Here is a 25,372-nt window from a genome sequence, read left to right as displayed (position 1 = left end):
GCTGTTAGAAAGCCCTCCACGCACAATACACTCATTTTACATAGTCTATGTGCGTAAAATTCAAAATTTTATTAACTGATAGTTTCTGTCCTTACAAGGCTGCGGTTATTGCTCGAGCTTACTTAACCAAGGTTCATACAGGCGACCATAATTAATCATCGCTTCAAAATTAACCTTACTGGAGTCTTTACTTGGTGCCAAAGTTACTGCTAAATCTTTAGGGACATAAAGCGAATTTACAGCAAGTTTATTCACCCGGATTGAATTGGCCTTTTGTGGTTTGTTATCACAGCGGTAATATCCATTTTGCACTTCTGCCGGAATAATCATATACGTTGCAGTGCCTACAGGCTTGAGCTCTTCCAGTGCGGCCTCTAACAGTTCTCGCTCAGCGGCGGCATCAATAATAAATAAACGTGAATCGGTGTTTTTCGCAGCGTTAAACATGTCGGCTGCGTATTTACGCTTGTTGTTCAGCTCCTTTTGAGAGGATTCGGTGTTTTCTTCTGCCACAAGAGAATGGATTAGCGCATGATATTGCTCTACGCGCTGAACATGGCGAGCATAACTCGGGCCGTTAAACTCGGCTAAAACCCAAGCAGATTTTTTATGGCGACGATGATTATCGTTGCTGCAACTAGGGAATTGAAAGCTGAAAAAATGAACATCCGATAAAGTCAGTGCCCGATCAGAGTGCCAACCATAGTATTTAACATCAGAGGATAAAGGCTCTGCTGCTGGCGTACGCCACTGTAAAGATAAGCGTAAGCTTGAATCCTCTGATTTAAAGCCATAACGATATGGAAGTTCAAGCTCCCGCTCAGACAATGATATTTGAGTGACAACCTCAGAGCGATTGAAAATCACCTTAGCTAAAATAATGCCATTCACCAAGATAATGACGCCAAAACTAAGTAAAACAAGTATCTTTTTAGTTTTCATACCTGCCTCCCTGCTGCTGTAATTTGCGCAAACGATTAAACACCACCATAGCTAAAATAGCCGTTAACCCAATCAATAAAAAGAAGACATACTTTGGCAGCCAACCCCACCACCAATCAAAAAACTTGGTGTAAAGGAATAAGGCGAAAAATACATTTCCGGTAAGCATCAGTTTTGTGGCATTAGTACGTATACCGTAAATGACCAACAGCGCACTCGCGACAAACCCCAATAATTGGTAGCTTCCCTCAATAGCAGAGTTCGACCAAGGTAAATAACTAGCCCTACCCCAATTGGCCAAAATAAGTAATGCAATAAAAAAGGCAATGGTCGAAAGGATTTGATAAATGGACGAAAACCCATGAAATCGATCTTGATTTATCAAAATAGGAACAATAAAAAACAAAAATGCAGGAAGAAAAATATGCTCAGGAAACTCGCCAACATAGACCCAATAACTGCCCATCCAGGTTCCAAACTGCGCCCCAATAAAAATAAAGCTACAAAACATCGCAGCGGCCAACAATAAGCGTACCTGCAAGAGGTAAGCGAGCAAAAACCCATAAAGTGCAAATACCGCTAAAGCATTGGGCGATGGCGTCATATTAAAAATGCTACCGAGCATCACAATGTTTAACACCCAGCTCGAAAAAGACACCAAAGCGGCTAATTTAGCGTAATAACCTGACGAATCCAAACGTCGCACCCACAGTGCTAGAGCCAAGCTTAACAAAGGCGCCGAAACTAAAACTGCCACTTGTGATGCAGTAGAAAAGTAACCCCAGTATTGATAAAACAGAAAAAACAAACTCGCCGCCAATGCCGATGCGCCTAAAAAAGACACAATCTGCATACCCAGAGACAAGCTTTTAGCGCCATCACTTAAATCAACATCCTGTGACTGCTGCAACTCGTCAAGCAGCTCATCATGATATTGACGAATAGTGTTAGCAGTACTCTCTGGTAGCTGCAATAAGCCTTGGTTTTTCAAAAACTCTTGCTCTGCACGAAAAGCCTGGACCTGATCAGCCCGCGACTGCGCTTGAGATTTACTGAGGTTGGCCATAGTCATCCTTTTCTTATAGTCTGGGCGTGAAACTTAAGGTTTGGTAAAAATATTGAACACATCATACGCACTGTACAATAACCACTGCCCAGCCAAAAGCGAATATTGCTTTTGACTACCAATATTGGGGCATTGGTAGATTTTGCGCGTTAGCGCAACAATCCGTCGTTAGATACTCAAGATTAAGCGCTCACGTTGTCGCAATGACTACAAGGCGTTAGAATCAACAGTCAACTCCGCGATGACGGCGGGTAGGTGTTTTGGTAGGGGTAACAAATGACTGACGCAAACATGATAAACAATCCGATTTTAAAGGGGTTTAACCCAGACCCTTCTATTTGCCGAGTAGAAGATGATTACTATATCGCCACCTCTACCTTTGAGTGGTTTCCTGGGGTGCAAATCCATCACTCTACCGATCTTGCAAACTGGACGTTATTAACCCATCCATTAGATCGTTTATCGCAATTAAATATGCAAGGCCACCCTAATTCTTGCGGGGTATGGGCCCCCTGCCTGACGCATCACGACGGCCTATTTTATTTGATATACACAGATGTGCGAGAGTACCAAACCGATTATCAGGTACGAAAAAACTACCTAGTTACTAGCGCTAATATTATGGGGCCTTGGTCCGAGCCAATTTATCTGAATGCCAGCGGTTTTGACCCATCACTATTTCACGATGATGACGGCCGCAAATGGCTGTTAAATGTACTGTGGGATCATCGGCCCGCGGTTAGCATTCATCATCACAGTCATGCGAAAAATTTTGCCGGCATTGTGATTCAAGAGTATGACCCTAATCAGAAAAAGCTAGTGGGCCCTATTGATAATATATTTAAAGGCTCCGACTTAGGGCTGGTGGAGGGCTCACACCTGTATAAAATGCACGGCTACTATTATTTACTTACCGCAGAGGGCGGAACCTTTGTAGATCACGCTGCACTTTTTGCGCGCAGTAAAAATTTACTAGGACCTTATGAAATAGACCCACAAGCACACTTTCTTAATAGCGCTAGTCATCCTTCAAGCTCATTACGGCGCAGCGGTCATGGTGATTTAGTTACTCTGCCCAATGGTGATCATTACTTTGTACACTTAACCGGTCGCCCGTTACCGTATCGGGGACGCTGTGTTCTGGGCCGGGAGACTGCTATTCAAAAAGTTGTTATGAGCTCAGACGGCTGGCCCAGGCTCGCCCATAATCACAAGGGGCCAGAGCAAAATGTACCCAACAGTCTGGGTGTTGCATCAGATAACAAATTGCAAACTGAGCATTTTGATTTTTGCAAAGATAAACTTACGCTGCATTATCAGACCCCCCGAATAGCGTTAACCGAGCCGGTATTGTCTTACGATGCAAAGCCTGGTTATTTACGTTTGTTGGGGCAAGAAGCCCCCAGCAGTTTATATCAACAAAGCCTCATCGCCCGGCGCCAACAAGCCTTTTGCTTTACGGCCGAAACAAGCATCAATTTTCAGCCAGAAAGCTTTCAACAAATGGCGGGGTTAATCAGCTTTTATAACACCCAAAAGTTTATCTATTTGTGCATCACTCACGATCCATTAATAGGCCGTGCACTTGAAGTTGTTATGGCTACCATGAGCGGCAGTATGCGCTACCCGTTAGGCAAGCGCATCCCCCTACCCGCAGGAGACATTAAACTGCGCATAGAAGTCGAATACGATCAATGGCGAGGCTCATGGGCCAGCCAATCAGGTGACTGGCAACCTCTAGGAGGCTATATTGATTACAGCGGCCTGGCTGACGAAGTTGATGCCGAGCACTTTACTGGTGCGTTTGTGGGGTTAGCGTGTCACGATCTCTCGGGACGTTTTGCACCAGCGGATTTTTCATCTTTTAGTTACATAGAACATGAGTAAGCATGCTGTACACGTGCCGACTAAAGGCGCCTCACAAAACTCCGTAATTTAAAAGGCGTTAGACTTTTTAGCAAAGCTTTAGCATTACGTGAAAACGAGAAAAGGCCGACATCTTTAAAAAGATGCCGGCCTTTTTTCATAGCATTTACCCAGAGCTGTTCCAACAATAGTGCCCTAAGCTGAGGCAAAGTCCATGCGCAGCTGCGTATTACAATGACCAAAAGATGCTGTGGTTAACAAGTGCAAGTGCAGCGATGCTATTACTTGTTGTACACGGCCTTGACGGAAAATTCACTTTCATCCGCCTCGACCCAATCACTTTGATCTCTAAAATAAACGGTAACTCGATCATCATCGCGCTTTGCGGCGATCATGGCATACTTGGCTTTATCTGATGATGAATAAATTTGAAATCCAGCCTCTTCCAGAGCCGCCCGATAAAAAGCCATTACATCTTGCCGTGGCACCTTAGTGCCAAATCTCGCTATCGCCTCCTCCCTGCCCCCACCTGGCACATCATAAGCATCGCTAATGGCCAGTCGCGCATCAGGCACAATGGGTATTTCTAGCGGCAGAGTGAATTCCTCGGCCGCCATTGCCATAGATGCCGTCAGACTAAAAAACAATAATAGCAGTGTACTTTTCATATGCAGCTCCCGTAAATATCGATTGAATTCATAAATCTGGTTGTTCTACCCGCAGGGTAGTCAGTAGGCGCATCCACTTTAAAATACATCACTTACGCCACAAACTAAAAAACAGGATCGAGATTAAAAGACGTTTCCTCCCCGTCAGAATAGATGCTCATACAGATTGGTGCGCCAAAACTTTTATAACGCGGACTAATCTCGACCACCTTGGGCTGGTAAGCCGGTGAGCTTAAAACAAACGAATACTCTGCCTGACTCGTAAACAACGCGCACGGCAGAGTACAAATCGCCGACGCCCCCTCATCAATCACGTCGATCCTTGAAAAAACGCTATCGTCCAAGTAATCAAACCGCTCGTCGTTGCCATTGATAGACAATTTGCTTAGCGTCACCTGAGTCAGCAGCTCACCGCTTGAGCTATCAATCACAGAGGTAATAGTCAGCAGAGGGTCCGCATAATCGACTACCGTAGGACAATTAATTTCATCATCTACGTCAGTACCACCTCCACACGCAGTTAAGATCATAAAAACAGAGGCGATACTCGTATATCTCCATGATTTAATCATTAAAGCTCCCTTTCTGATATTTAATTAAATACCTTCTGTCGTTATGCCACTATTTCTAATAGTGGCATTCTTTCAGGTTATAGTCGACCTACTGGCCCCCTATGTAGATATGGCCCTTCACTCAATAATTTACGAAGCACCGCTTTGGAGCCCCTGCGGCCAGCTGGAGACGTATTTTAGTGGTACGTAAATAGGTGCAAGTAGTACTCAAGCATTTCAGGACAGTGGATCAAGACCGGGCCTGAAAAACACTCTCGACCCTACACCCCCTTCAAAACCTCTGCCAAATAATGCCCTGTAAACGACCGTTTGCGCTTAATAACGGTACTCGGCGTACCCTGCGCCACAACCCTACCCCCGCCAGAGCCGCCTTCTGGCCCCATATCGATAATCCAATCGGCTTCGGCGACTACATCCAAGTTATGCTCAATCACCAATACCGAGTTGCCCGCATCCACCAGCCGGTGCAGTACATGTAAAAGCTTGTCTACGTCGGCCATATGCAAACCTACGGTGGGTTCATCCAGCACATATAAGTTGTGTTGGTTTACACGGCCTTTGGCGTCCTCAAAGGTCATATTCGCCTTGGCGAGCTCGGCCACCAGTTTGATGCGCTGCGCCTCGCCGCCACTTAAGGTGGGGCTTTGTTGGCCTAAGGTTAAATAGCCAAGGCCGACATCTTGCAGCAGACATAAAGCGTGGTGAACTTTGCTGATCGCTTGAAAAAATTCAGCGGCCTCATCGATGTTCATGGCGAGCACATCACCAATATGTTTGCCTTTGTATCTTACGCTTAGGGTTTCATCGTTAAAGCGCCAGCCGTGACAGACATCGCAAGGCACGCGAACATCGGGTAAAAAATTCATCTCGATTTTTTGCATGCCCTGCCCGCCGCAACCATCACAGCGGCCATCGCCGGCGTTAAACGAAAAACGCGCAGGAGTGTAGCCACGCAAACGTGCATCAACAGTGCCGGCAAATAATTTACGGATCGCATCCCAAATACCTATGTAAGTAGCCGGGCATGAGCGTGGTGTTTTGCCAATAGGAGTTTGATCTACCTCCAAAACTCGGTCGATACCCTGCCAACCGCTAATACTTTTAACGCCTTGCCAGCTGTGTTGTTTTTTACGCGCATTGGCAATGGCGGTTTTAACATTGGGGTACAGTACACCGCGTACCAAAGTACTTTTACCACTGCCGCTTACGCCGGTTATCGCGACCAGTTGCCGCAGGGGTATATCGACACTGACATTAGCGAGATTATTTTGGCTGGCGCCTATAAGGCTGAGCTTTTCGGGCGACCATAGTTTACGCATAGCGAGGTTGCGTAAACCGGGCATGGGGTGACGCAATGGATTGGCGAGCATTTGGCCGGTAAGTGATGCTTTTGCTTTCATGATTTTAGCAACGCTGCCAAAAGCCACTACCTCACCGCCATTAATCCCAGCCCGAGGCCCCATATCAATTAAATGGTCAGCCTCGCGCATGGTGTCTTCATCGTGTTCGACGACGATAACGGTATTACCCTGTTGTTGTAATTCACGCAAAGTCTCGATCAGTTTGCGGTTGTCTCGCGTGTGTAGGCCAATGGTCGGTTCGTCTAGTACGTAACATACGCCGCGCAGGCTTGAACCCAGTTGTGCCGCTAGGCGAATACGTTGCGCTTCGCCGCCACTTAAGGTGGGCGCTGCGCGATCGAGGGATAAATAATTAAGCCCAACTTTTTGCAAAAAATGCAGTCGGCTGTGCATTTCGCTAAGCAAGTCGCGGGCAATGGCTTGCTCGTGACTTTTGAGCTTAAGTTTACCAAACCAATTTTCGGCATCGTCTACCGCTAACGCAGCCAGTTGGGCAATAGACCGGTCGCGAAAACGCACCGCTAACGCCGTGGGGTTTAAGCGCTGGCCATCGCATTGACGACAGGTTTTTTCTACCTCGTCCTCACCGGCCTGCCAGTTGCGCTCTTCTCCGGTTTGCTCTTCATCAAAACCGACAATAACTTTACCGGTGCCAAAACAGCCAGTACACCAGCCGTGCTTAGAGTTATACGAAAACAGCCGAGGATCTAGTTCGGGAAAGCCACAACCACAACTAGGGCAAGCCCGCTGGGTCGAGAACAACCGGTCTTTGGTTCGGGCCTTGCTGCTGGCTTTAGTCGCGGCGGCAACTATAACCACACCATTGCCAAGGTTTAAGGTTTGCTGCAACGCATCAAGCAGCGCCTCATGATTTTTAGGAGCGACCTTAACCGTTGCCAGCGGAAGCTCTATATCGTGCTCTTTGTAGCGATCAAGTGCAGGCCAGTCGGCGGTAGGTTGATATTCGCCATCGACCCGCAGTTGTTGGTAACCTCGCTCGGATGCCCACAGGGCAAGCTCGCGGTAAATGCCTTTACGGGCAACCACCATCGGCGCCAGTAACGTGACCTCTTTATCGCGATAGTCTTTTTGTAACCGCGCGGCGATTGCATCGAGATTTTGTGGCTGAATGGCAACGTCGCAACTGGGGCAATATTGCGTACCGAGCTTGACGTACAATAAGCGCAAGTAATGATAAATTTCGGTCAGAGTTGCCACAGTACTTTTACGGCCCCCGCGACTGGTGCGTTGCTCGATAGCAACAGCCGGTGGAATACCGTAAATGGCATCTACATCTGGGCGCGATGCGGGTTGCACAAACTGCCTAGCATAAGCGTTAAGCGATTCTAAATAACGCCGCTGGCCTTCACCAAAAATAAGGTCGAACGCCAAGGTACTTTTTCCGCTACCACTTACGCCAGAAATAACAGTGAGTTTATCCCGTGGAATACTGACGTTAATATTTTTAAGGTTGTTTTCGCGCGCGTGGTGCACACTAATTTCACGCGCAGCATTGGCCTTGCGCTTTTGTTTCGAGGATTTAGTTATAGCCGCTAAATTAGCACCAGTACTTAATGACTGCTCGTACTCGTGTAATGCCTGGGCGGTAAAACCACTACTGCTATTGGTTGCTGCTAAGTGGATAAACTGCGCCGGTGTACCCTCGCCTATTAGTTGTCCACCGGCATCGCCACCTTCGGGGCCAATGTCTATCAGCCAATCGGCACTGCGGATAACATCAAGATTGTGCTCGATAATTAACAGCGAATGACCGGCGTTTTGTAACTGCCTAAATGCACTCATCAAGGTGGCAATATCGGCAAAATGTAAGCCGGTGGTAGGCTCGTCAAACATAAACAGAATATGTTCGTGGTTTTTAGCTCGGGTCGCAGCTAAGTGTCCGGCTAATTTTAAGCGCTGCGCCTCACCGCCACTTAAGGTGGGTACCGCTTGCCCTAGCTGTACATAATCGAGCCCGACATCGGCCAGTGGTTGTAGGCTGCGCAATACATCGGGGCGATCTGCAAAAAACACTAACGCTTCAGCAACGGTCATATCCAGCGCATCGGCAATGGATATCGCATAATTATCGCGCAGCAGCTTTACCTCTAGCACCTCGGCCCTAAAACGTTTGCCATCGCACTCGGGGCAGCGCAGATAAACATCGCTTAAAAATTGCATCTCAACATGCTCAAACCCGTTGCCCTGACAACTAGGACAACGACCATTACCGGAGTTAAAGCTAAAAGTGCCAGGCTTGTAACCGCGCTCTTTAGCCAGCGGTGCGGCGACAAATAATTTACGGATAGTCTCAAACGCACCCACATAAGTGGCCGGTGTGCTACGGGTGGTTTTTCCTATAGGGCTTTGATCGACCATAACCGCGCGGTCAATTTTCTCTAATCCAACAATCGCTTTATGGGCGCCGGGGGCCTCGGTTTGTTCGCCGTGGTGTTTAAGCAACGCGGGATACAAAATTTTTCGCATCAAGGTGGATTTACCCGAGCCACTAACGCCGGTTAAGCACACCAACTGCCCGAGCGGAATCTCTACATCAATATTTTTAAGGTTGTGCTCACAGGCACCCCGAATAGTCACCGAGCCCAATGCTTTTTTAAACGCCGGTAAACTAGTGTTGCTGGTTTTTTGCTTGCTTAGGTACTGCGCCGAGGCTTCTGCAACACCCGGCTCTGCGCCAAAGGGTAACGCTTTGGCTGCCACTTGATCTAAACCACTTAAAAAGCGCGCGGTAATATTATTTTTGCATTTTAATAATGCCGCTGGCGTGCCAAAAAATTCGATATTACCGCCACGTTTAGCAGGGCCTGGGCCGACATCTAAAATACGGTCGGCCGCCAGAATAACTTGTGGGTCGTGCTCGACAACCAACAGCGAGTTGCCTGCATCGCGCAGGCGCGTAAGCACATTAACTAAACGAGTAATGTCCCGTGGGTGTAACCCGGTACTGGGTTCATCTAATACAAATAAAGTGTTTACCAACGACGTGCCAAGCGCAGTAGTAAGGTTAATACGCTGTACCTCGCCGCCGCTTAAGGTGCGCGACTGACGATCTAGCGTTAAATAATCCAGCCCGACTTCGCATAAGTAACCTAAGCGCGAACGGATTTCTGTCAGCAATAATTCTGCGGCGTCATCAATCACCGACCCATTTTTTTGGCTTTTGTCTTTACCGCTTAAATCATTAAAAAACTCCAATGCCTTCGCCAACGGCAAGCGCATCGCATCGGCAATATTTAAACCCGGCAGCTGGTTAAAGGTTTTATCGGGCAGTGTAGCGCCCACCGGTTTAAAGCGCGGGCGCCCTGCCAGGGCCTGCTCTGCGTCATCAAAGTTACCAATGCGCCACCAAAGTGAATCTGGCTTTAAGCGAGCGCCACCACAAGTTTGGCACGGTGTGTAAGCGCGATACTTAGACAACAAGACCCGTATGTGCATTTTGTAGGCTTTGCTCTCAAGCCAAGTAAAAAATTCGCGAATGCCATACCAAACCCCTTGGCTCCAGTCACCCTCACCGTCTAACACCCATTGGCGCTGCTCGGCGGTTAAATCGGCCCACGCTGTGGTTGTCGGAATGCCCCGCTTTTTAGCGTATTTAAGAAGGTCGCGCTGCACTTCATCGTAGCTTGGGGTTTGGATAGGTTTGATGGCACCATCTTTTAAGCTTTTGCGCTCATCGGGCACCACCAATCCCCAATCGACACCGATAATACGGCCAAAGCCTTTACAGCTGGTGCAGGCACCAATGGGCGAGTTGAATGAAAACTGCGCAGGTGTAGGCTCGGGGTAGCTAATATCGCAACTGGGGCAATGGTGATGGCTAGAAAACCGCAAAGCACGTCCGGCGGTTTTAGCCTCGTTTAAAGGGTAAACCAGTACATGGCCTTTGCCATAATGCAGTGCGGCCTCTAAGGCCTCGGTTAGGCGCGAACGGTTGTCCTCGTTTAAACGCAAGCGATCTTGCACCACCTCTACCCGGCTGCCTGCGCGAGTATGGATGCGGGCATAACCTTGTTGGTTAAGCAGCTGCAAAACATCATCATCGCTAAGTTGCTCGGGTACGCTAATGGGCAGACATATCATTAGGCGCTGATCGTTTGGCAGCTGCTGATACAGTGCGGCAAGAATACTTTGTGGCGAATCGGTGGTTACCGCTTGACCACAACCGGCGCAATATAAATGCGCTAATCGGGCAAACAGCAGTTTAAAGTAGTCATTAAGCTCAGTCATCGTGCCCACGGTCGAGCGCGATGTGCGCACCGTGTTGCTCTGCTCAATCGCAATCGCCGGCGGAATACCCTCAATGCTGTCTACCGCAGGTTTATCCATACGGTCGAGAAACTGCCGAGCGTAGGCCGAGAAAGTCTCGACATAGCGCCGCTGCCCCTCGGCATAAATAGTATCAAAGGCTAAGGTGGACTTACCCGAACCACTCACCCCAGTCACAACGACCATCTCCCCCAGCGGGATATCAAGATCAAGATTTTTAAGGTTATTTTGCCGAGCGCCGCGGATTTTAATGGCATCGAAGGACATAAAGACTGCACCTAAGGGTAAAAAGACTGGCTAAATATACAGGAGTTGGCGGGTGTGTCCAAGAGCATATAGCCCGGAGTTAGAGCTAGATACCACACCGATTGATTATAAACGCAACAGCGCCAAAATTAGATCACCCCATTTACGCTAAGCATGTAGAGGCTTTAAGCTACGCCATTATAAACAAGGGCATCGCAGTGGCTGGGCAAGTGTCACCTGCTGTAGAGCTTGATGTCGAGAAAGTTTGGACTCCGCAAGCAGGTTTTGTGTTATATGCTCGTGTCGCTGTCTGCCGCTGCGCGGTATTCACCTGCCCTGCTTCCTTACCCCCTAAAATAGGTCTCGTTCGGCTGGATACGGGGGATTAAAAAGAGGGGCGTTGTAGTTGGTTTACAGCTCGATTTTTGAAAAAAACAGAAACCAAAAATCAAAGACCCGAGCCTCCTACATTCCTTCCTGGGAGCGAGGAGCAATGAAAACCTGAATGATCTAATTCACCAGTGCCTACCAAAAACAGAGAGCAGCCAATATAACTCAGCAACGCTGCGATCAGATCGAAGTTCAAATTAACAGTCGACCGAGAAAGCGGTTCAACTATAAAACATCAGAGGAAATGTACCATAGAAGTTAATGGTTATTGTCGCACTTTAAGCTTGATACTAGGATTTGGATGTTCTTTATTTTGTTCGGTGACAAATCGGTAGCCTATGAAGACGTAGTAAAAACAATGACGGCCATACAACAAGCCGGCATCACTAAACTAGGCTTTGTTACCGAACCGTCTCGGTAATATATTTAGGCTAAAGGGAGTCCGTGTAATAATTATCCCCAAGAAATTTCTAGGGGTAATTATTGCTATTAAACCTTCAATTTTTTAGTAACTAAGAGGCCTCCGAGCAAGAGGATGCTGTTGCTGACCCATCACTCATTTGAGCCAGCATTGAAACCAAAATCAAAGCCGTGATCTTACTTTTGCAATCAAGCCCAGCGCCCGCCCCAGTTATTAGAGATATCTATCGTTGACATCCAATCCTTAGAGATCGAGACGCTCTTTCTCCCATTTCGCCAAAATATCCAAGCCCGCAACGTCGATCCATTCCAAAAATCGGGACCTTTCACACTGCCCGTCATTGGACCTTCGGCCGCAATATAAGCCCGCAAAGTACCAGCGTGAGAGATATTCACTGTGCATTTATCATAGTATTCGAGATCGTCAGCCTCGATCAGTGCGGAGGATTTTATTTTGATCTCCAGTTCGCGACAAATGATCGTTCCAGACATGGATATTGTCGCCGAGGACTCGCTGATAAGCGTCAGCTTGCCTTCAACGAGCACTGGATCGAGTACATGGATAGAGCCTGACCCATGTGCATGCAGGGTAACGTTGCGATAGGTGCCGCCGGGCACACGTTCGACATGAAACATACCACTGGAATTTATATTGAGGTCTTTGGGCGGAACCATAGCATTGATGGCTTTATTGGGGTTCAGTATGCCCGGACTAAATTTGGCCTTATAGTAGTTTCCATTCCACGGTGTACAGGTGTTTTGGATCGTGTGGCGAAACAGCGGAACAATATCCCGTGGATTCATCTTACTTAGGGCGTCATAATTTCGTGCCCACCAAAGTGCTGCGATAGAAGAGGTAAACGCAGCAGAGTAAGAAGACCCATCGCCGCGTGCCAACTGAGGTTCATCACTGGCACAGATACCGCCTTTCCAGCCAGCTTGTGGCATGTTTTCGCCTGGTGCGCCAATCGTGACATACCCATTCGGAAAAGCCACCCAAATACTTTGAGCCGAGGGCGCATTGCTGGCGTTACTGGGGCCGCAAGCCACCAACCACCCCTTAAGGGAGTAAACTCCAGGCCAGATCATACCGGGCGCGATTTGTCCGGCTGCGGCACAGATTATGACGCCTTTTTTGTAAGCATTTTCAACCGCTCGGGTTAATGCCGTAAGCGCTGGGTCGCCCTGGAACGCGATTGCGCCTAAGCTGACATTAATTACCTTGATTCCTTCACTCACAGCCCAGTTAATGCATTCTGCGAGACGCTCAAGGTCGGGGGGATTTAACACAACGCTGTCGGCGATACGACAGGGAACCAGCTCCACTACATCACGGAGAGTCATACCATGAAGATTCATCCCGTCAGTCGGCTGTCCAACCATCAAACCCCCGGTGCTGGTGCCATGACTAATAAAGAAAGGAGCACCCTGCCCCCAACAGATAACACCTTTGCCCTTACGCTTATTGGCTGGAAAAAAAAAGCTCATGCTGTCCGCCGGATTAAAGCCGCCAACTAGGCATGGCTGCAAGGATACACCGCTATCGGCTTGAGCTATTTTGATCGGCTTTGGCGCTTTGTAGTCAGATTTAGGAAGTCGTTCGGCAACCGGCCAGTACCAACTAGAATCATATTCAGCGGCTTCAATTTTCGCTGCGACCAGTTCTTGCACGATATCAGGGTGTTTGTGTAGCAGATGCACCGATGTCACCGCCGGGTCATTTTGCATCACAGAAAGTATCTTATTGAATTCGACTTCAGGCAGAGCGTCTCGCGCCGTTGATAATATGTGAGTTGAACTGCCATCGAAAGATGAAGACCACAAAAACTGACTATAAAGACTGTTTCCAAGCTTTTCTTGTAAGTGCTCCAATGGATCGGCACCAAGTTTGGCATCATCCATTTCAATTTTTAGAGCGCGTAGATCCGGATCAACGCCAGGTTGTGGTTTAACGATAGTAACTTCTTGATTAACATTAGCCATACTTTATCTTTCCTTGATGTAGATGTAGTTTTTTACTTCCAAAAATTAACTTGCATGACCAAATCGAAATTTTTTCGACACTCTATCTTTAGTAGAATTTTAATTAAGTATGATATACAAGCCATTGAAAACAGAATGGTTTAGAATTTTTGACAGCTCCTTGTCTGGGGAATATACAACCAGTTTTAACTTGGCATCCAATCTAGTCCCTTTTTGTGGACTGCGCAAGCTTCGGCCGTATTATTATTTAACATTACTTAAAAGGCTTGCCAGAAGTGTCCGGCTGGTTGAGGGCAAAGTGCGTTTTAGCAGAGGAAAGCCTTCCAGGCTTTATTTGGGCACTTTTATGTAGGTTTAAAGTATTAGGGGCTGCTATAATTTTCAATTTCCAGCTTGAAATAACCCAACAATTCCCACCATAAAAGAGTATATATTCGACCTACCCTCATAAAATTTACCCTTCTAATACCTGCAACACGCGGGGCTTTGTAGTGAAGGCGTAGCCGCAACAAAAAAGCATCACCATGCCTGTTTTTGTTATGTATTTTTGTATACCTTAGCAAAGTAAACTAATGGTAATGCAATAACCAAGACCAATGACCATGTATAAATAAACAACGCCATTACAGAGTGCGTAGCTATTACATACATAGCAATACGTTTTTTCTTACCAAAGAGGAGAGCTAGACTAGTTACTATACAAGTGACTATCGATCCAAGGGTAAAGACAAATAGCCAGCTACCTGACTCAGTTGGAGATAACGCATATTTAGCTGAATCTATAGCGAGCGGTATGGAATCTAGGCAATCCGGCCTAGCAGAAAATAAGAACACCCACCATATTGCGATGAGTGCTGCTGCACTTAAAAGGCTTAGCGTTCCTGCGATTTTGCTATCCATTGTAATTCCTTAGTGCATAACGCAAAGCGCCCAGTGGCCCTTGCTGAGCGAAGGGCCAACAGAGGATGATCTTGCCCCGATAAAATGGCTTGTTAGCATTCATTTACACTGAACTAAAAAGTCCACATGATAATGCTCGTCATGCCTCACCCATGAACGCTTTTTTGAAAACTGAATATTAGCTTTTAAATAATTGCCATATTTAGTTTTAAATAATTTAGGCTGTAATTTCGGATAAAATATAACGCGCCAAAGATCAAAGCCTAATCTTTTCGACTCTTTATGTAGAGCAACTATATGCGCAGCCAATGCAACGTAATCGATTGAATAATCTTCGTATTTATCGTTGGCATCAAATTCGATATTGTAGCCGAACTTATTTAAAGGGTGTGTTGGTAAATGTACCGACACCCCCTCTTTATTAATAACTGGTGTCATAAAGTCAACAGACAAACCATTACGGTGAGTTTTATGCGGTTTAAATTGGCCGCCGTCCTTAAATCCAGTTTCAGCATACTTATAGACTTTATTAGGCTCTAGAGTTTCTAACTGCTTGTAAGCATTAATAACAATATCTCGAACTAAAGAGTGAACATAAGTTCTGCCTGCAACCCTAGCGATTGAACTGTAACCTACGAAGTTTTCACCTGAACTTGGCAGTTGAGTACCATTTTTTAAAGAACCATCAGATGTTGTTCCATAACAAATACTCTCAACGGCATGAGAAGAGAAAGAAAGTAAAACTAAGAGGATACAAATATATTTCATATATCTCTAACGCTTGTATCACACGCAAAAACTGTGGTGTGTAGTTTGTGTAAAATGGGCGAAGCCCATACACAAACGGAGCGACGATTTTTTGTCGTGTAAATACACTTGTTACGCAACTTTGGCACCTGCCTTTTCAAATTTAGACAAAATATATTTTTTATTTTCATTACTAATATTTTTTATTGGTAGTGTCATAAACTCCCCAGCGCTAAAGAAGAGAAGCCAAGTCTCGTTAAAGCACCACACTTTAGTTATAAGTGACCATTCCACTTCTGAGCTACCAGCACCTGAAGATATCCGAAATCGATTATCCTCTAGTTCCAAAGTGGCTTCAGGCTTACCCATGCTCCCCAGCTTTGACAGAGATCTTTTTAAATGAACTACATACGAAGCCACCATTATAACTACTGCCATAATCACAATGGCTCCCACCAAGCCAACTAACCAAGACCTATCACCTTGCACTATCCGATAAATTAGAAAACCAATCATAAAAATAGCGACTGCCAAAAATAATGGCCCCACTTGACGCCACCAGTAATCTTTTATGGATCTTTTTATTAATGGTTTAGAATATTCGAGTTTAATCGTTTCCATGCGCACTCTGTAAGGTTGTGTAACGAGACTGTAGAAAAACGTTTTACAACAAACGTGCCCACCAGCCTGCCCTTTAATTTTATATTGATCGCCATTCAACCACATTCGCTTAACACAATCACTTATTCTGCGCGGTAACGCAGAGGTAATTGTGGATAAGGCTGTGGTTAAGCAATCGCTCCATAATTCATTAGCTTTTCAATGTTATGCACCAAGAAAAACAAACGCCACTGGCCCTGTACTTTCGTTTTTCCACGTAGAGAGAAACTGTTTAACGTAAGCGCCAAACCAACCACCCACTATACGAATCAATCCTAGGCCAGTAACCTCCCAGCTTTCATCAATAGGAGGTTCACATGAAAAAGCATCGCAGCCAATCCGACTGGCTGACTCTGATCGAGGAGTTCGAGCAAAGCGGATTAACTCAAGCCAAGTTCTGTGCCGAACGTGGGCTCAACGCTAAATACTTCAGCCTGCGACGGACAAAGCTTAAAGCTCGTCCTGAACCAAGTAGGTTTTCCCGAACCGTACTGGCCGAGCCTAAGCCGTCCGGTGAGGCAACGATACACTACGGCTCTGTCGCGGTGAAGCTTCCCGCCGGCGATGTGGACACTATCGCACAACTGGTCAAGGCTTTGGCTGCATGATCCAGTGGCCGGCAGATATTAAGGTCTACCTACACCGCGAGCCGGTAGACTTTCGCAAAGCGATTAACGGATTAAGCGTTATCGTTCAGGATGAGATGGCGATTTCGCCTTTTGATCCTGCGCTGTTTGTCTTCTGCAACAAAAAGCGCAGTCAACTTAAGGTGTTGTACTGGGATGAGACGGGTTTTGCTCTGTGGCAAAAGCGCTTAGAGCGCGATAAGTTTAAGTGGCCCAAGCGCTTGCCGGAAGATCCTGTGGTACTGGATCACGAACAGTGGCAATGGCTCTTGCGCGGGTTTGATATCGCTCAATTAAAACCGCATGAAACGCTGTTTTACCGAGACGTTCGTTGATGAGTTTTGGTAAAATAGCGGCATGTCAGAAATCGCACCGCTTGAACACAAAATCAAAGAGCTTGAAGCGCAACTTGAAGAACAAGAAACGCTTTTAAAAAGCCGTGCGAGTCGCATCAGCACCCTCGAAGAACTCATTAAACAATTTCAACGCAAGCAGTTCTCTGCCAGCAGTGAAAAGCTCTCTAAGGATCAGCTCGATCTAGGGCTGTTCAATGAAGCCGAATCGGCAGAGAAAGGCGAGGCGAGCGAACCCGCTGAAGCCACACAAGAAGACACCATTGATGTCCCGTCTCATACTCGCCGTAAGCAACCACGGGTCAGCCTACCGGCGAACCTTCCGCGTGAAGAGGTGTTGTATGAGTTGCCTGAATCCGAGCGGGTGTGCCCGCACGATGGCGCCGAGCTAAAGGCTATCGGCACTGAAGACCACGAGCAACTGGATATCATCCCCGCCCAGGCCAAGGTGATCGTCCATCGGCGCCAGAAGTACGTGTGCCCTTGCTGCGAAAAGCACCACGTCACCGCCACCAAACCCAAACAGCCCATTGAAAAAAGTATCGCCAGTGCAGGGCTGCTCGCTTATGTGGCTACCCAGAAATACTGCGATGCACTGCCACTGTACCGCCAGAGTGAGATCTTTAAACGCGCCGGGTTAGCCCTGGACCGAACCAACCTTGCCAACTGGATGATCCGTTCGGGGCAGCTGGTGCAGCCGCTGATTAATCTCTTGCATGACAAGCTGTTAGCGCAGCCTGTCATCCACTTGGACGAAACCACCGTACAGGTTCTCAACGAGCCAGGGAAAACCGCTGAGAGCCAAAGCTACATGTGGGTGATGGGCAGCTTCGCTGCCAGTCCCACCGTGCTGTTCCACTACGCCGACTCCCGGCGTCAGTCGGTGCCGCTGGATTTACTCGATGCGAGTGTGGGTGCCATCATGGTCGATGGTTACGAAGGCTATGGAAAAGCGTGTACAGACTACCGCATCACCCGCTTAGGGTGCTGGGCTCACGCCCGGCGCAAATTCATGGACGCCAAAACCGTCCAGAAAAAAGGCAAAGCTGGCAAAGCCGATCAGGGCTTGGCGCTCATCCAAAAACTGTACGCCTTAGAAAAATCCATAAAGGATCAGCCGCCAGATGAGCGCTACCGAAGGCGGCAACAAGAGGCGAAACCCGTCATCAACAAACTGCGAGCCTGGCTGGAAAAAAGCCTGCCTAATGTGCCGCCGCAAAGCGCGATCGGCAAGGCATTACTCTACCTGCATAATCAGTGGGATAGGCTTGTCCGCTATCTGGACGGCGGTGCTTACCCGATCGATAACAACCGGGCAGAGAATGCCATACGTCCGTTTACCGTGGGGCGGAAGAACTGGTTGTTCTCTAATAGCCAGGCCGGTGCCAATGCCAGCGCCAATCTTTATAGCTTAATCGAAACGGCCAAGGCCAACGGCCTGAATCCGTATGATTACTTGAAAGTGGTTTTTAAAGAGCTGCCCAATGCGCAAAGTGTTGAGTCGATCGAGGCGCTACTGCCATGGAACGCTAGCATCAAGTTAAACCAATCATAACCGGGTGGTTGGTTTGGCGCTTACTGTTTAACCGTTTATTAGTGCCTATATTGCCGAACACAGGCTCAACAGTGGACATGCGGTGATCTAGATCACTGGATTAGGCGAAGAGTTCGCATGGCCTACTGGCGACAGTGGCGAAAGCCACGCACCAAAGTAAGAAACCTGATGAGTCGAGGCGTTAACGTACAAGCGGCGGTTGCCTGTGGGATCACCAGCAAAGGACCATGGCGTAGCTCGAAAACTCCGGGGATTAATCAAGCTTTATCGAATGATTACTTAACATCTCAGGGGCTTTACACGTTGCGCGATGGATGGATTAAGCTTCACTATTCCAAATGAAACACCCTGTGCGGATCCGCATGCAGGGTGTTGTGGGGGCTGGAGGCTAGACACCTCCGGCTACCCGATTAGATCTTTAAGCTTTGAGTTCCAATGCTTTCGTCTCGGTGTCGCTATTAAAGCAATCAGTCTTGTCTTCATTTTTGATGTTATCAGGTTGACTGGCATTAGTTTCGTCAGTATCAACACTAATGGATTCCGTTTCAAAAGGTTCCTTATCGAAACATTGCTGAAATGTCGGGGCGAAATGCTCAGACTCCCTGAATTCTTTAAATAATGGCCATTGTAAAAATTCTAACTCTGATAATTCTTCAGTAGCTACGACTTTAGGCATTAATCCGGCTGCAGCTACAAACTCTTCTTTAAGAACTGCATGCGCAAGCTTAAATTCATAACCTACATCCGCCCAATCAAGTTTAGCTAGTTCACGATGGCATTTATCTATTGATCCTGACATTTTGTAAGCTATAGATAGGTTAACAACTGCGATTCTTCTATATTCGTTGTTATGGAATTTTTTAACTGTATTTACAAATAGATCTAGAATGTTTGCAGCCAACAGGTATTCTTCTTCTTGCAGCATTTCAAAAGACAAACTTATTATTTTTGTATCTGCAGTTTTTCTTTCATTTGGTAGAACTTTACGCCAAAGAACATGTGTAAGCTTAACAGCAATTTCGGTGATTATTTCAAATGCTTGCCGTACATATTCGGGGTCAACATCAAGCTTTTCTCCAACTTGAAGATTAGACACGTTAACTCCATTTTCTGAGCAAACTTTGATATATTGAGATGAAATTATGCCATCACAGTGCACAAATAGATTTCTTCTTTCTGTAATTTCAACGAATTTAGGCCATGATTGCAGCCCTTTTCGCAAATCAATACCAAACTTTTTTCTAGAATAGAAAAGTGCTCTACATGGCTTTTTCTGAGTATTGATTCTATCTCTTTTTCCAGGATGTATTCAGTAGCGTCAGATAGCTCATCGAATTTAATAAGATCTGCATAAGTTAATTGCCTTTCTACTGCGTTTAGTAATTCAGGCTTCTTAGCATAGAAATGCTTAATTACATTTCCTAGAAATGAATCAAATTCACTAATCAGTGAGACAACAAAATTTCTAGGTATAAGATCTAGCGATTTCCGCATTCGCTCATGCTTTTTTCTTATTTTCCTTGCCCCTTGAAAATGCTTCGGATCCAAATCAAATCTTTTCTTGCTTCCTTTTTCTTCTATTAGTTTTCCATTTTCTTCAAGAAATTCGAGATGTTCTTTATTTTTTTGTTCAGAGACGGATGACATTATTATCATGATGAGCGGGAGAGATGTATCTAAACTCTCAATATTATCTATAAAATTTTCCAATATATCGGAAAGAAATATCTGTTCATCTATCTCTTCTATCTCTTCTGATTCATCTGCTTTCTGGCTCATAGCACTTCCTAATTTTCCTGAGAGATCTAACGCCACCAAAACAGGCCGAGCGAAGCGAGGTCCAGTGTAATGCGCTTTTTGCATTACACGATTGTGCTTGGCTTTGTTATGCACTTACACGCTACCAGCTCTGAGTTTAGGCAGTTGATTTTGTTTAATATAATAGCCTTCTGGGCTACTGCGCCCATAAATACTAGCGAATTTTATACCCCACGAACCATCTCTATAAAAATAGAGCTTTCCTACACAACCGTATAAACCTACCCCTAGTAGAGCGGCTAAATGTCGCTCAATAGATGGTTCTAGTCTATCTGGGGTAAAGACTGCAACAAATCTAGGTCTAACACTCTCCCCCTGAACCTCGAAGGTCGATTGCGCGTATGTGATACTTTGCCATACGAGCCTATTAGTTTTAGATGTTTGACCATTAGCACCCTCGACCCACTTGCATTCAACGCCAAACCATTCGTTTGTAAACCCTTCGGCAATCAAATGCGGCTTTGCTCTAAGTAAAATATCTATGCGAAGACGAGTTTCGTAGATGGGGTGATAACCCCAAACCTCTTCCAACACCTCAAAGTCTTTGGATAAGTTAACTATCAAATTATCTTTTAAAGATCTCTCAGTCATGATCTCTCATTGCATAACGCTGCCAACATGCGCAGCTTTTTTGTGAAGGCGAAGCCGTAGCGAAAAAGTTGTCGCAATGCTTGGCCTTGTTATTTGCGGGCACGGAAAATAAAGCGCTTCTGAGGTCACGAAGAAGCTGCATTAATCCGTGAACGGAACTGGAGAAAACGCGGAATGAAAGGAGTATTGATGACTCTTTCTTTACCTTAAGACTAAGTGCCTGTCCTCTGATGCAAACCACGGACTTGCACAGCGGCAGGCACTTAGTCTTAAGGTCTAAAACAGAGTAATAGGCTGTCAATTCAATTTCCAATATTTTTTCCTAATGTTGATTAGCACACTTATGCTGTTTTTATATACAGCACTATTAAAATCTTGTGCTAAGCTTAGTTTACCAACCGCGTTTTATCTGGCAAATAACGCCGCGCTCTACGGCAAATTTGGAGCGCAGCGGAAAATTCGTCCGGCAGAAGCGCCTTGTTAAGTGGCCCGGATTCATATACAAAGTGGCTACACAGTAAAGTAAATTCCATACTGACCTAGAGCTAAGTATGCCAAAAATAGGGTCAGCGTAGATGCACCGGATATCGCGTGTGGCTTCGATGACGCTCTGGATTTGACAGCAAGCCAAATTCCGTATACCACTTGAACCAAACCAATAGCCCACGCTACGAAAAACCAATAAATCGGGGGTAAAGCGAGTAAGGAAAACAGTCCGATCCTCGCTTTGTAAAACAAAAAGTACCCAACCAAATGCCCAATTAGTAGGGTGGCGCTTATTACGGCCGGTAAGTAAATAAAATTGAATCTCCTTCTCACAATCTCGCCATACACTTAACGCTTGCAGCATGGGCGCGCGACTTTTGCGCGTCCAATGCCTGCACTTGTTAGCTGTGATTTACCACTGAACTTGGACACTATGTATTTCCTTATCTGTGTACGCCGTGACAGATGCACGACCAGAATTGCCAGATGTAGACATGTTAGAAACATGGTACTGAAAGCCGGGACCAAGTTGTTCTTGGGCAAGTTCTTTCGCCTTTTGCGCTGACTCTCCATTCAGGAGGCCTGCAGATAACCCAACAGCAAGAACCAATAACACACCACCGGCAATATAGGCTGACTTAGGCTTGCCGGTTTTATAACCCGATTGCGCCAAAAGGCTTAAAGATTCTGGGGTGGATAGCTGAAGATGGACCCAAATAAGCACTGCAATGAGTACAAACCCAAAGCCAAATGAGCCAACAATTGATAGAGCATTAAGTTTTAGTTGGATTAGCAGTAAGCCAAACGGGGTGGTAAAGGGTGTTACTAGAAGCAGCCCAATAAATGCCACAGCCAGAAAAACGCTAAACCAGCGCACAGCACGAGCTGTTTTGATGCCTCCTCTAATCAGGAATATTCCCGCGACAACCGCAAATATATTAAAGCTTGAGGAATAACTGATTTTATTGGCTATGCAATATGCCATAACACCAACATCAATTATGCCAATGATTAGGAGGGCAATTCCCGCCTTTCTAAAAGGATTAATACTATCTTCCATGTACACACTCTCGATTACAGCTAACGCCCGCAGCACGCGCGGCTTTGTAGTGAAGGCGAGGCCGCAACGGAAAAGCCGTCGCTGTGCCTGCGATTGTTAGGTGCCACCTTTACCATAGCCTCCATTTTGATTTTGGTTTACGCCAAGAGCCCGACCAAAGCTCATAGTGATCCAGAGTAGCGAGCTTTCCGAAAACAGCTCTCTCACCAAGAGTATCAACGACTTTTGTTGGGATGGAGAGTCCGAAGAAACCATTTTCAAGGGGAAAAAACTCAATTCCCCCAAAAAACTCGTCAAAAACTGACTCAACTCTCTTGGGGTTTTCCGTTTTTACTACTGCTTGAATCCCCATCAGCTTTTAAACTCCAAAATACAGTCTTGACCAAGAGCTTGACGAATTTGGTCAATCACATTGTCGGATACCACTTGCCCACGTATGTCATAGATGAGGCGACAGCTTTGTAAATGCGAAGGTAATTGTGAAGCCCCAAAAGCTATCCGACCACGGTTGTAAGCAATACTCATCTCGATTGCTTCGGAATTTTCGAGGCTGTGATTAGCTATAAGAATGTACTCGCCTCGGTCTTCACTCACGAATTCTGGTGTGAACATGGTTGTGGTACCTAACAGCTAATTCATGCGACTCAGTCGCACTTTGCCCCGGCACCCTATCCCCGGTAGAGATTGGATGCGGATAGACATGGAAGGCGTTGAAAACAAAAGAGAAATAGACATATTTTGACAACTCCTTGTCTGGGGAAAGTGCGACAGAATTTTATTAGAAAGGCAATGTAAGCTTTTTCAGAAGTAAGCGCAAGTATCGGCTAACCCATTGAAATTGTTATTTAATATATTGTTGCTTGCGGGTTTTAAGGCCGCGTTGTTCAAGGGTTTCCCCTGAACAACGGTGTACGGGCTAATAGTTAGTCATATTGCGGCTACTGCTCCTGTATCGCCAGCCCTCTTGCCGCATCACAAGAAGTAACTCGCCACGCCCGACGATACAGGCTTATAAACCCATCGCCCCAATCGTATCCCTCGCAAACTGCCATGCAACCCGCCCACTGCGCGAGCCACGGCTCATATTCCAACGGAGTGCGGCGGTACGCATATCGTCATCCCAGCTGCCGCCCATATCTTCAACCCAAAAACGCGCTGCCGCCAGATACTCATCTTGGCTAAAAGGGTAAAAACTTAACCATAAGCCAAAGCGTTCGGCGAGGGAGATTTTTTCTTCGATACTGTCACCGGGGCGGATCTCACCGTTAGTTTGAGTCGTTTCAAGGTTTTCACTCATTTTTTGCGGCAGCAAATGACGCCGATTACTGGTGGCGTAAAATAAGATGTTCTCACCTGGGGCTCGAATCGAGCCATCCAGCGCCGACTTAAGCGCTTTGTAGTGATGATCACCCTCTTCAAACGATAAGTCGTCACAGTAAATAATAAAACGTTCTGGCCGATCAGATATTTGTTGCAGCAGCTCCCCTAAGCTGGACAAGTCTGGCTTGTCAATTTCAATTAGCTTGACGCTGTCTTTAAACTGATACCAACAGGCCTTAATTAAGGTGGATTTACCTGTGCCACGGGAGCCGGTTAGCAAGACGTTATTGGCCGGCTTACCGGCTGCAAACTGGGCGGTATTACGCAGTACCGCATTTTTTTGTTGATCGATATTTTGCAGTGCATCTAAGGCAATATGGTGCGGATTGTTAACGCTTTCTAAGTAACCGCCACTGGCACCATTGCGCCAATAAAAAGCCGGGGCGCTCCAGTCAGTGTTAGGCCGTGCGGCGGGTAGAAATTGCTCTAAACGGTCGATAAGAGAATCGACTCGTGTTAATAGGTGGCTCCAATCAGTCATTTACTGACTCCAGCTTAAAGATAATTAATTTTGATGGTTGGTGTTTTTCTGCTCGGTATTTTGCTGTTTAAGCAATAAATCTACCGACTTTTGCAGTTGCGTTAACTGTGACTCCAGATCGGAGCGGGCGGGCTGAACGCCCTCCTCTTCTATTAAGCGCGCTTGATTTTCTTTTTCGATAACATTGACTACGATACCGATAATCATATTTAAAAAGGCAAACGCAGTAAGAAATATAAAACTTACATAAAACATCCAACTTAACGGGTAGACCTCCATGGTCTCGTACATAACATCGGTCCAATCTTCGAATGTCATCACCCGAAACAAGGTAAGCATGCTAATGGCGATATCGCCCCATAGCACCTCATTTATGGCAGAAAAGAACAAGCTGCCAACGGCGCCATAAATATAAAAAATAATAAACATTAGCAAAGCGACATAACCCAACTGTGGCAAGGCTTTAAGCAACGAGCTTAGTAAGATGCGTAACTCTGGGATAATAGACACCATCCGCAGTACCCGGAACACTCGAATCAAACGGCCCACTAACGCCATATCGCTGTTATCGATGGGTATTAAGCTAACCACAACAATTACAGTATCAAAGATATTCCAGCCGGATTTAAAAAAGTCTCGCTTGCGTGGCTCGCCCCAAAACCTAACGCTTACCTCTAACAAAAAGAACAGCGTAATCGCCCAATCTAGTGCGACTATAATCTTGCTCGCCAACGGTGGTATATCGTAAGTTTTAGCGCCAATCACCAGTGCCGAAAAAACAATAATCGCCACAACAAACAACTCAAAGGCTTTGTTGCTGCGCAAACGATTAAAACGCGCCTGCCAAGAGTCGCCAGCGGCGGGTACACCTACAGGAATCAGTTCGCTCATAATAATATATTCAATTTAATGTG

The 25,372-nt window shown here is 46.3% G+C and carries 21 protein-coding genes and 1 pseudogene; 5 read left to right on the top strand and 17 right to left on the bottom strand.

What is annotated here, in order from left to right; genetic code table 11:
- Nucleotides 1-105: 105 nt before the first annotated feature.
- The gene (locus GILYN3_RS04540; RefSeq protein ID WP_049721743.1) at nucleotides 106-942 is read right to left on the bottom strand and encodes a DUF4824 family protein; all 837 of its coding nucleotides are present in this window, start codon (nucleotides 940-942) and stop codon (nucleotides 106-108) included.
- The gene (locus tag GILYN3_RS04535; protein ID WP_049721742.1) at nucleotides 932-2,008 is read right to left on the bottom strand and encodes a DUF2157 domain-containing protein; all 1,077 of its coding nucleotides are present in this window, start codon (nucleotides 2,006-2,008) and stop codon (nucleotides 932-934) included. The genes GILYN3_RS04540 and GILYN3_RS04535 overlap by 11 nt, the downstream gene beginning before the upstream one ends.
- A 276-nt stretch (nucleotides 2,009-2,284) precedes the next feature.
- Between GILYN3_RS04535 and GILYN3_RS04530 the strand changes: the two genes are divergently transcribed.
- Entirely contained in the window at nucleotides 2,285-3,895 is a 1,611-nt protein-coding gene (locus tag GILYN3_RS04530) for a glycoside hydrolase family 43 protein (protein ID WP_198147283.1), read from the top strand.
- Nucleotides 3,896-4,155: 260 nt separating this feature from the next.
- On the opposite strand, the gene GILYN3_RS04525 is transcribed toward GILYN3_RS04530, so the two are convergent.
- The 4 genes and pseudogenes from GILYN3_RS04525 to GILYN3_RS17045 all read right to left on the bottom strand — a co-directional run.
- Entirely contained in the window at nucleotides 4,156-4,542 is a 387-nt protein-coding gene (locus GILYN3_RS04525; RefSeq protein WP_049721741.1) for a hypothetical protein, read from the bottom strand.
- Nucleotides 4,543-4,646: 104 nt separating this feature from the next.
- Nucleotides 4,647-5,114, bottom strand: coding sequence for a hypothetical protein (locus tag GILYN3_RS04520; RefSeq protein ID WP_157484855.1), 468 nt, complete (start codon nucleotides 5,112-5,114; stop codon nucleotides 4,647-4,649).
- A gap of 260 nt (nucleotides 5,115-5,374) precedes the next feature.
- On the bottom strand, nucleotides 5,375-10,576 hold the full coding sequence (uvrA, locus tag GILYN3_RS04515; RefSeq protein ID WP_408606306.1) for an excinuclease ABC subunit UvrA: 5,202 nt from the start codon (nucleotides 10,574-10,576) through the stop codon (nucleotides 5,375-5,377).
- 101 nt (nucleotides 10,577-10,677) lie between these two features.
- A pseudogene (locus GILYN3_RS17045) lies at nucleotides 10,678-11,029 on the bottom strand (ATP-binding cassette domain-containing protein); the annotation flags it as partial.
- Between the two features lie 670 nt (nucleotides 11,030-11,699).
- Between GILYN3_RS17045 and GILYN3_RS17030 the strand changes: the two are divergent.
- Nucleotides 11,700-11,819 (top strand): ExbD/TolR family protein, encoded by a 120-nt coding sequence (locus tag GILYN3_RS17030; RefSeq protein ID WP_157484854.1) that lies wholly within the window; start codon nucleotides 11,700-11,702, stop codon nucleotides 11,817-11,819.
- Between the two features lie 188 nt (nucleotides 11,820-12,007).
- Here the strand turns inward: GILYN3_RS17030 and GILYN3_RS04510 are convergent, their stop codons facing one another.
- The 4 genes from GILYN3_RS04510 to GILYN3_RS04495 all read right to left on the bottom strand — a co-directional run bounded on the left by GILYN3_RS04510 (nucleotide 12,008) and on the right by GILYN3_RS04495 (nucleotide 16,069).
- Nucleotides 12,008-13,801, bottom strand: a complete 1,794-nt coding sequence (locus tag GILYN3_RS04510; protein WP_049721738.1) for a S8 family serine peptidase — start codon at nucleotides 13,799-13,801, stop codon at nucleotides 12,008-12,010.
- A 537-nt stretch (nucleotides 13,802-14,338) separates the two neighbouring features.
- On the bottom strand, nucleotides 14,339-14,701 hold the full coding sequence (locus GILYN3_RS04505; protein ID WP_049721737.1) for a hypothetical protein: 363 nt from the start codon (nucleotides 14,699-14,701) through the stop codon (nucleotides 14,339-14,341).
- Between the two features lie 99 nt (nucleotides 14,702-14,800).
- Complete coding sequence (locus tag GILYN3_RS04500) at nucleotides 14,801-15,469, bottom strand: penicillin-insensitive murein endopeptidase (protein WP_049721736.1); 669 nt, start codon at nucleotides 15,467-15,469, stop codon at nucleotides 14,801-14,803.
- Between the two features lie 111 nt (nucleotides 15,470-15,580).
- Nucleotides 15,581-16,069, bottom strand: coding sequence for a YcxB family protein (locus GILYN3_RS04495; protein ID WP_198147282.1), 489 nt, complete (start codon nucleotides 16,067-16,069; stop codon nucleotides 15,581-15,583).
- 356 nt (nucleotides 16,070-16,425) lie between these two features.
- Here GILYN3_RS04495 and tnpA point away from each other — a divergent pair, with 356 nt between their 5' ends.
- From tnpA to tnpC, 3 genes are read left to right on the top strand one after another with little or no spacing between them, the layout of a single operon-like run.
- Nucleotides 16,426-16,716, top strand: coding sequence for an IS66 family insertion sequence element accessory protein TnpA (gene tnpA / locus GILYN3_RS04490; protein ID WP_049721475.1), 291 nt, complete (start codon nucleotides 16,426-16,428; stop codon nucleotides 16,714-16,716).
- Nucleotides 16,713-17,069: an IS66 family insertion sequence element accessory protein TnpB gene (gene tnpB / locus GILYN3_RS04485; RefSeq protein ID WP_049721474.1), complete on the top strand. Its 357-nt coding sequence runs from the start codon at nucleotides 16,713-16,715 to the stop codon at nucleotides 17,067-17,069. The genes tnpA and tnpB overlap by 4 nt, the downstream gene beginning before the upstream one ends.
- 22 nt (nucleotides 17,070-17,091) lie before the next feature.
- On the top strand, nucleotides 17,092-18,642 hold the full coding sequence (gene tnpC, locus GILYN3_RS04480) for an IS66 family transposase (protein WP_049721473.1): 1,551 nt from the start codon (nucleotides 17,092-17,094) through the stop codon (nucleotides 18,640-18,642).
- A 418-nt stretch (nucleotides 18,643-19,060) separates the two neighbouring features.
- On the opposite strand, the gene GILYN3_RS04470 is transcribed toward tnpC, so the two are convergent.
- The 7 genes from GILYN3_RS04470 to GILYN3_RS04430 all read right to left on the bottom strand — a co-directional run bounded on the left by GILYN3_RS04470 (nucleotide 19,061) and on the right by GILYN3_RS04430 (nucleotide 25,349).
- The gene (locus GILYN3_RS04470; RefSeq protein ID WP_049721733.1) at nucleotides 19,061-19,738 is read right to left on the bottom strand and encodes a hypothetical protein; all 678 of its coding nucleotides are present in this window, start codon (nucleotides 19,736-19,738) and stop codon (nucleotides 19,061-19,063) included.
- Nucleotides 19,739-19,782: 44 nt separating this feature from the next.
- Nucleotides 19,783-20,535, bottom strand: coding sequence for a hypothetical protein (locus GILYN3_RS04465; protein WP_049721732.1), 753 nt, complete (start codon nucleotides 20,533-20,535; stop codon nucleotides 19,783-19,785).
- Entirely contained in the window at nucleotides 20,536-21,051 is a 516-nt protein-coding gene (locus GILYN3_RS04460) for a hypothetical protein (RefSeq protein WP_049721731.1), read from the bottom strand.
- 898 nt (nucleotides 21,052-21,949) lie between these two features.
- The gene (locus tag GILYN3_RS04450) at nucleotides 21,950-22,597 is read right to left on the bottom strand and encodes a hypothetical protein (protein ID WP_049722560.1); all 648 of its coding nucleotides are present in this window, start codon (nucleotides 22,595-22,597) and stop codon (nucleotides 21,950-21,952) included.
- Between the two features lie 109 nt (nucleotides 22,598-22,706).
- Complete coding sequence (locus GILYN3_RS04445) at nucleotides 22,707-22,949, bottom strand: hypothetical protein (protein WP_049721729.1); 243 nt, start codon at nucleotides 22,947-22,949, stop codon at nucleotides 22,707-22,709.
- A gap of 657 nt (nucleotides 22,950-23,606) precedes the next feature.
- On the bottom strand, nucleotides 23,607-24,458 hold the full coding sequence (locus tag GILYN3_RS04435; RefSeq protein WP_049721728.1) for an ATP-binding protein: 852 nt from the start codon (nucleotides 24,456-24,458) through the stop codon (nucleotides 23,607-23,609).
- Nucleotides 24,459-24,482: 24 nt separating this feature from the next.
- Nucleotides 24,483-25,349, bottom strand: a complete 867-nt coding sequence (locus GILYN3_RS04430; RefSeq protein WP_049721727.1) for an ion transporter — start codon at nucleotides 25,347-25,349, stop codon at nucleotides 24,483-24,485.
- Between the last annotated feature and the right edge of the window lie 23 nt (nucleotides 25,350-25,372).

This window comes from Gilvimarinus polysaccharolyticus (assembly GCF_001187555.1).
GTDB classification, from domain to species: domain Bacteria; phylum Pseudomonadota; class Gammaproteobacteria; order Pseudomonadales; family Cellvibrionaceae; genus Gilvimarinus; species Gilvimarinus polysaccharolyticus.
Note: the sequence above shows the minus strand (reverse complement) of the source record. Positions and strands in the feature narration are given on the sequence as shown.

Bases quoted from the DNA above. Each gene is read 5' to 3' on its own strand.
- GILYN3_RS04540 (WP_049721743.1), bottom strand. From the start codon at position 942: ATGAAAACTAAAAAGATACTTGTTTTACTTAGTTTTGGCGTCATTATC.
- GILYN3_RS04535 (WP_049721742.1), bottom strand. From the start codon at position 2,008: ATGGCCAACCTCAGTAAATCTCAAGCGCAGTCGCGGGCTGATCAGGTC.
- GILYN3_RS04530 (WP_198147283.1), top strand. From the start codon at position 2,285: ATGACTGACGCAAACATGATAAACAATCCGATTTTAAAGGGGTTTAAC.
- GILYN3_RS04525 (WP_049721741.1), bottom strand. From the start codon at position 4,542: ATGAAAAGTACACTGCTATTATTGTTTTTTAGTCTGACGGCATCTATG.
- GILYN3_RS04520 (WP_157484855.1), bottom strand. From the start codon at position 5,114: ATGATTAAATCATGGAGATATACGAGTATCGCCTCTGTTTTTATGATC.
- uvrA (WP_408606306.1), bottom strand. From the start codon at position 10,576: ATGATATGTCTGCCCATTAGCGTACCCGAGCAACTTAGCGATGATGAT.
- GILYN3_RS17030 (WP_157484854.1), top strand. From the start codon at position 11,700: ATGTTCTTTATTTTGTTCGGTGACAAATCGGTAGCCTATGAAGACGTA.
- GILYN3_RS04510 (WP_049721738.1), bottom strand. From the start codon at position 13,801: ATGGCTAATGTTAATCAAGAAGTTACTATCGTTAAACCACAACCTGGC.
- GILYN3_RS04505 (WP_049721737.1), bottom strand. From the start codon at position 14,701: ATGGATAGCAAAATCGCAGGAACGCTAAGCCTTTTAAGTGCAGCAGCA.
- GILYN3_RS04500 (WP_049721736.1), bottom strand. From the start codon at position 15,469: ATGAAATATATTTGTATCCTCTTAGTTTTACTTTCTTTCTCTTCTCAT.
- GILYN3_RS04495 (WP_198147282.1), bottom strand. From the start codon at position 16,069: ATGGAAACGATTAAACTCGAATATTCTAAACCATTAATAAAAAGATCC.
- tnpA (WP_049721475.1), top strand. From the start codon at position 16,426: ATGAAAAAGCATCGCAGCCAATCCGACTGGCTGACTCTGATCGAGGAG.
- tnpB (WP_049721474.1), top strand. From the start codon at position 16,713: ATGATCCAGTGGCCGGCAGATATTAAGGTCTACCTACACCGCGAGCCG.
- tnpC (WP_049721473.1), top strand. From the start codon at position 17,092: ATGTCAGAAATCGCACCGCTTGAACACAAAATCAAAGAGCTTGAAGCG.
- GILYN3_RS04460 (WP_049721731.1), bottom strand. From the start codon at position 21,051: ATGACTGAGAGATCTTTAAAAGATAATTTGATAGTTAACTTATCCAAA.
- GILYN3_RS04450 (WP_049722560.1), bottom strand. From the start codon at position 22,597: ATGGAAGATAGTATTAATCCTTTTAGAAAGGCGGGAATTGCCCTCCTA.
- GILYN3_RS04445 (WP_049721729.1), bottom strand. From the start codon at position 22,949: ATGGGGATTCAAGCAGTAGTAAAAACGGAAAACCCCAAGAGAGTTGAG.
- GILYN3_RS04435 (WP_049721728.1), bottom strand. From the start codon at position 24,458: ATGACTGATTGGAGCCACCTATTAACACGAGTCGATTCTCTTATCGAC.
- GILYN3_RS04430 (WP_049721727.1), bottom strand. From the start codon at position 25,349: ATGAGCGAACTGATTCCTGTAGGTGTACCCGCCGCTGGCGACTCTTGG.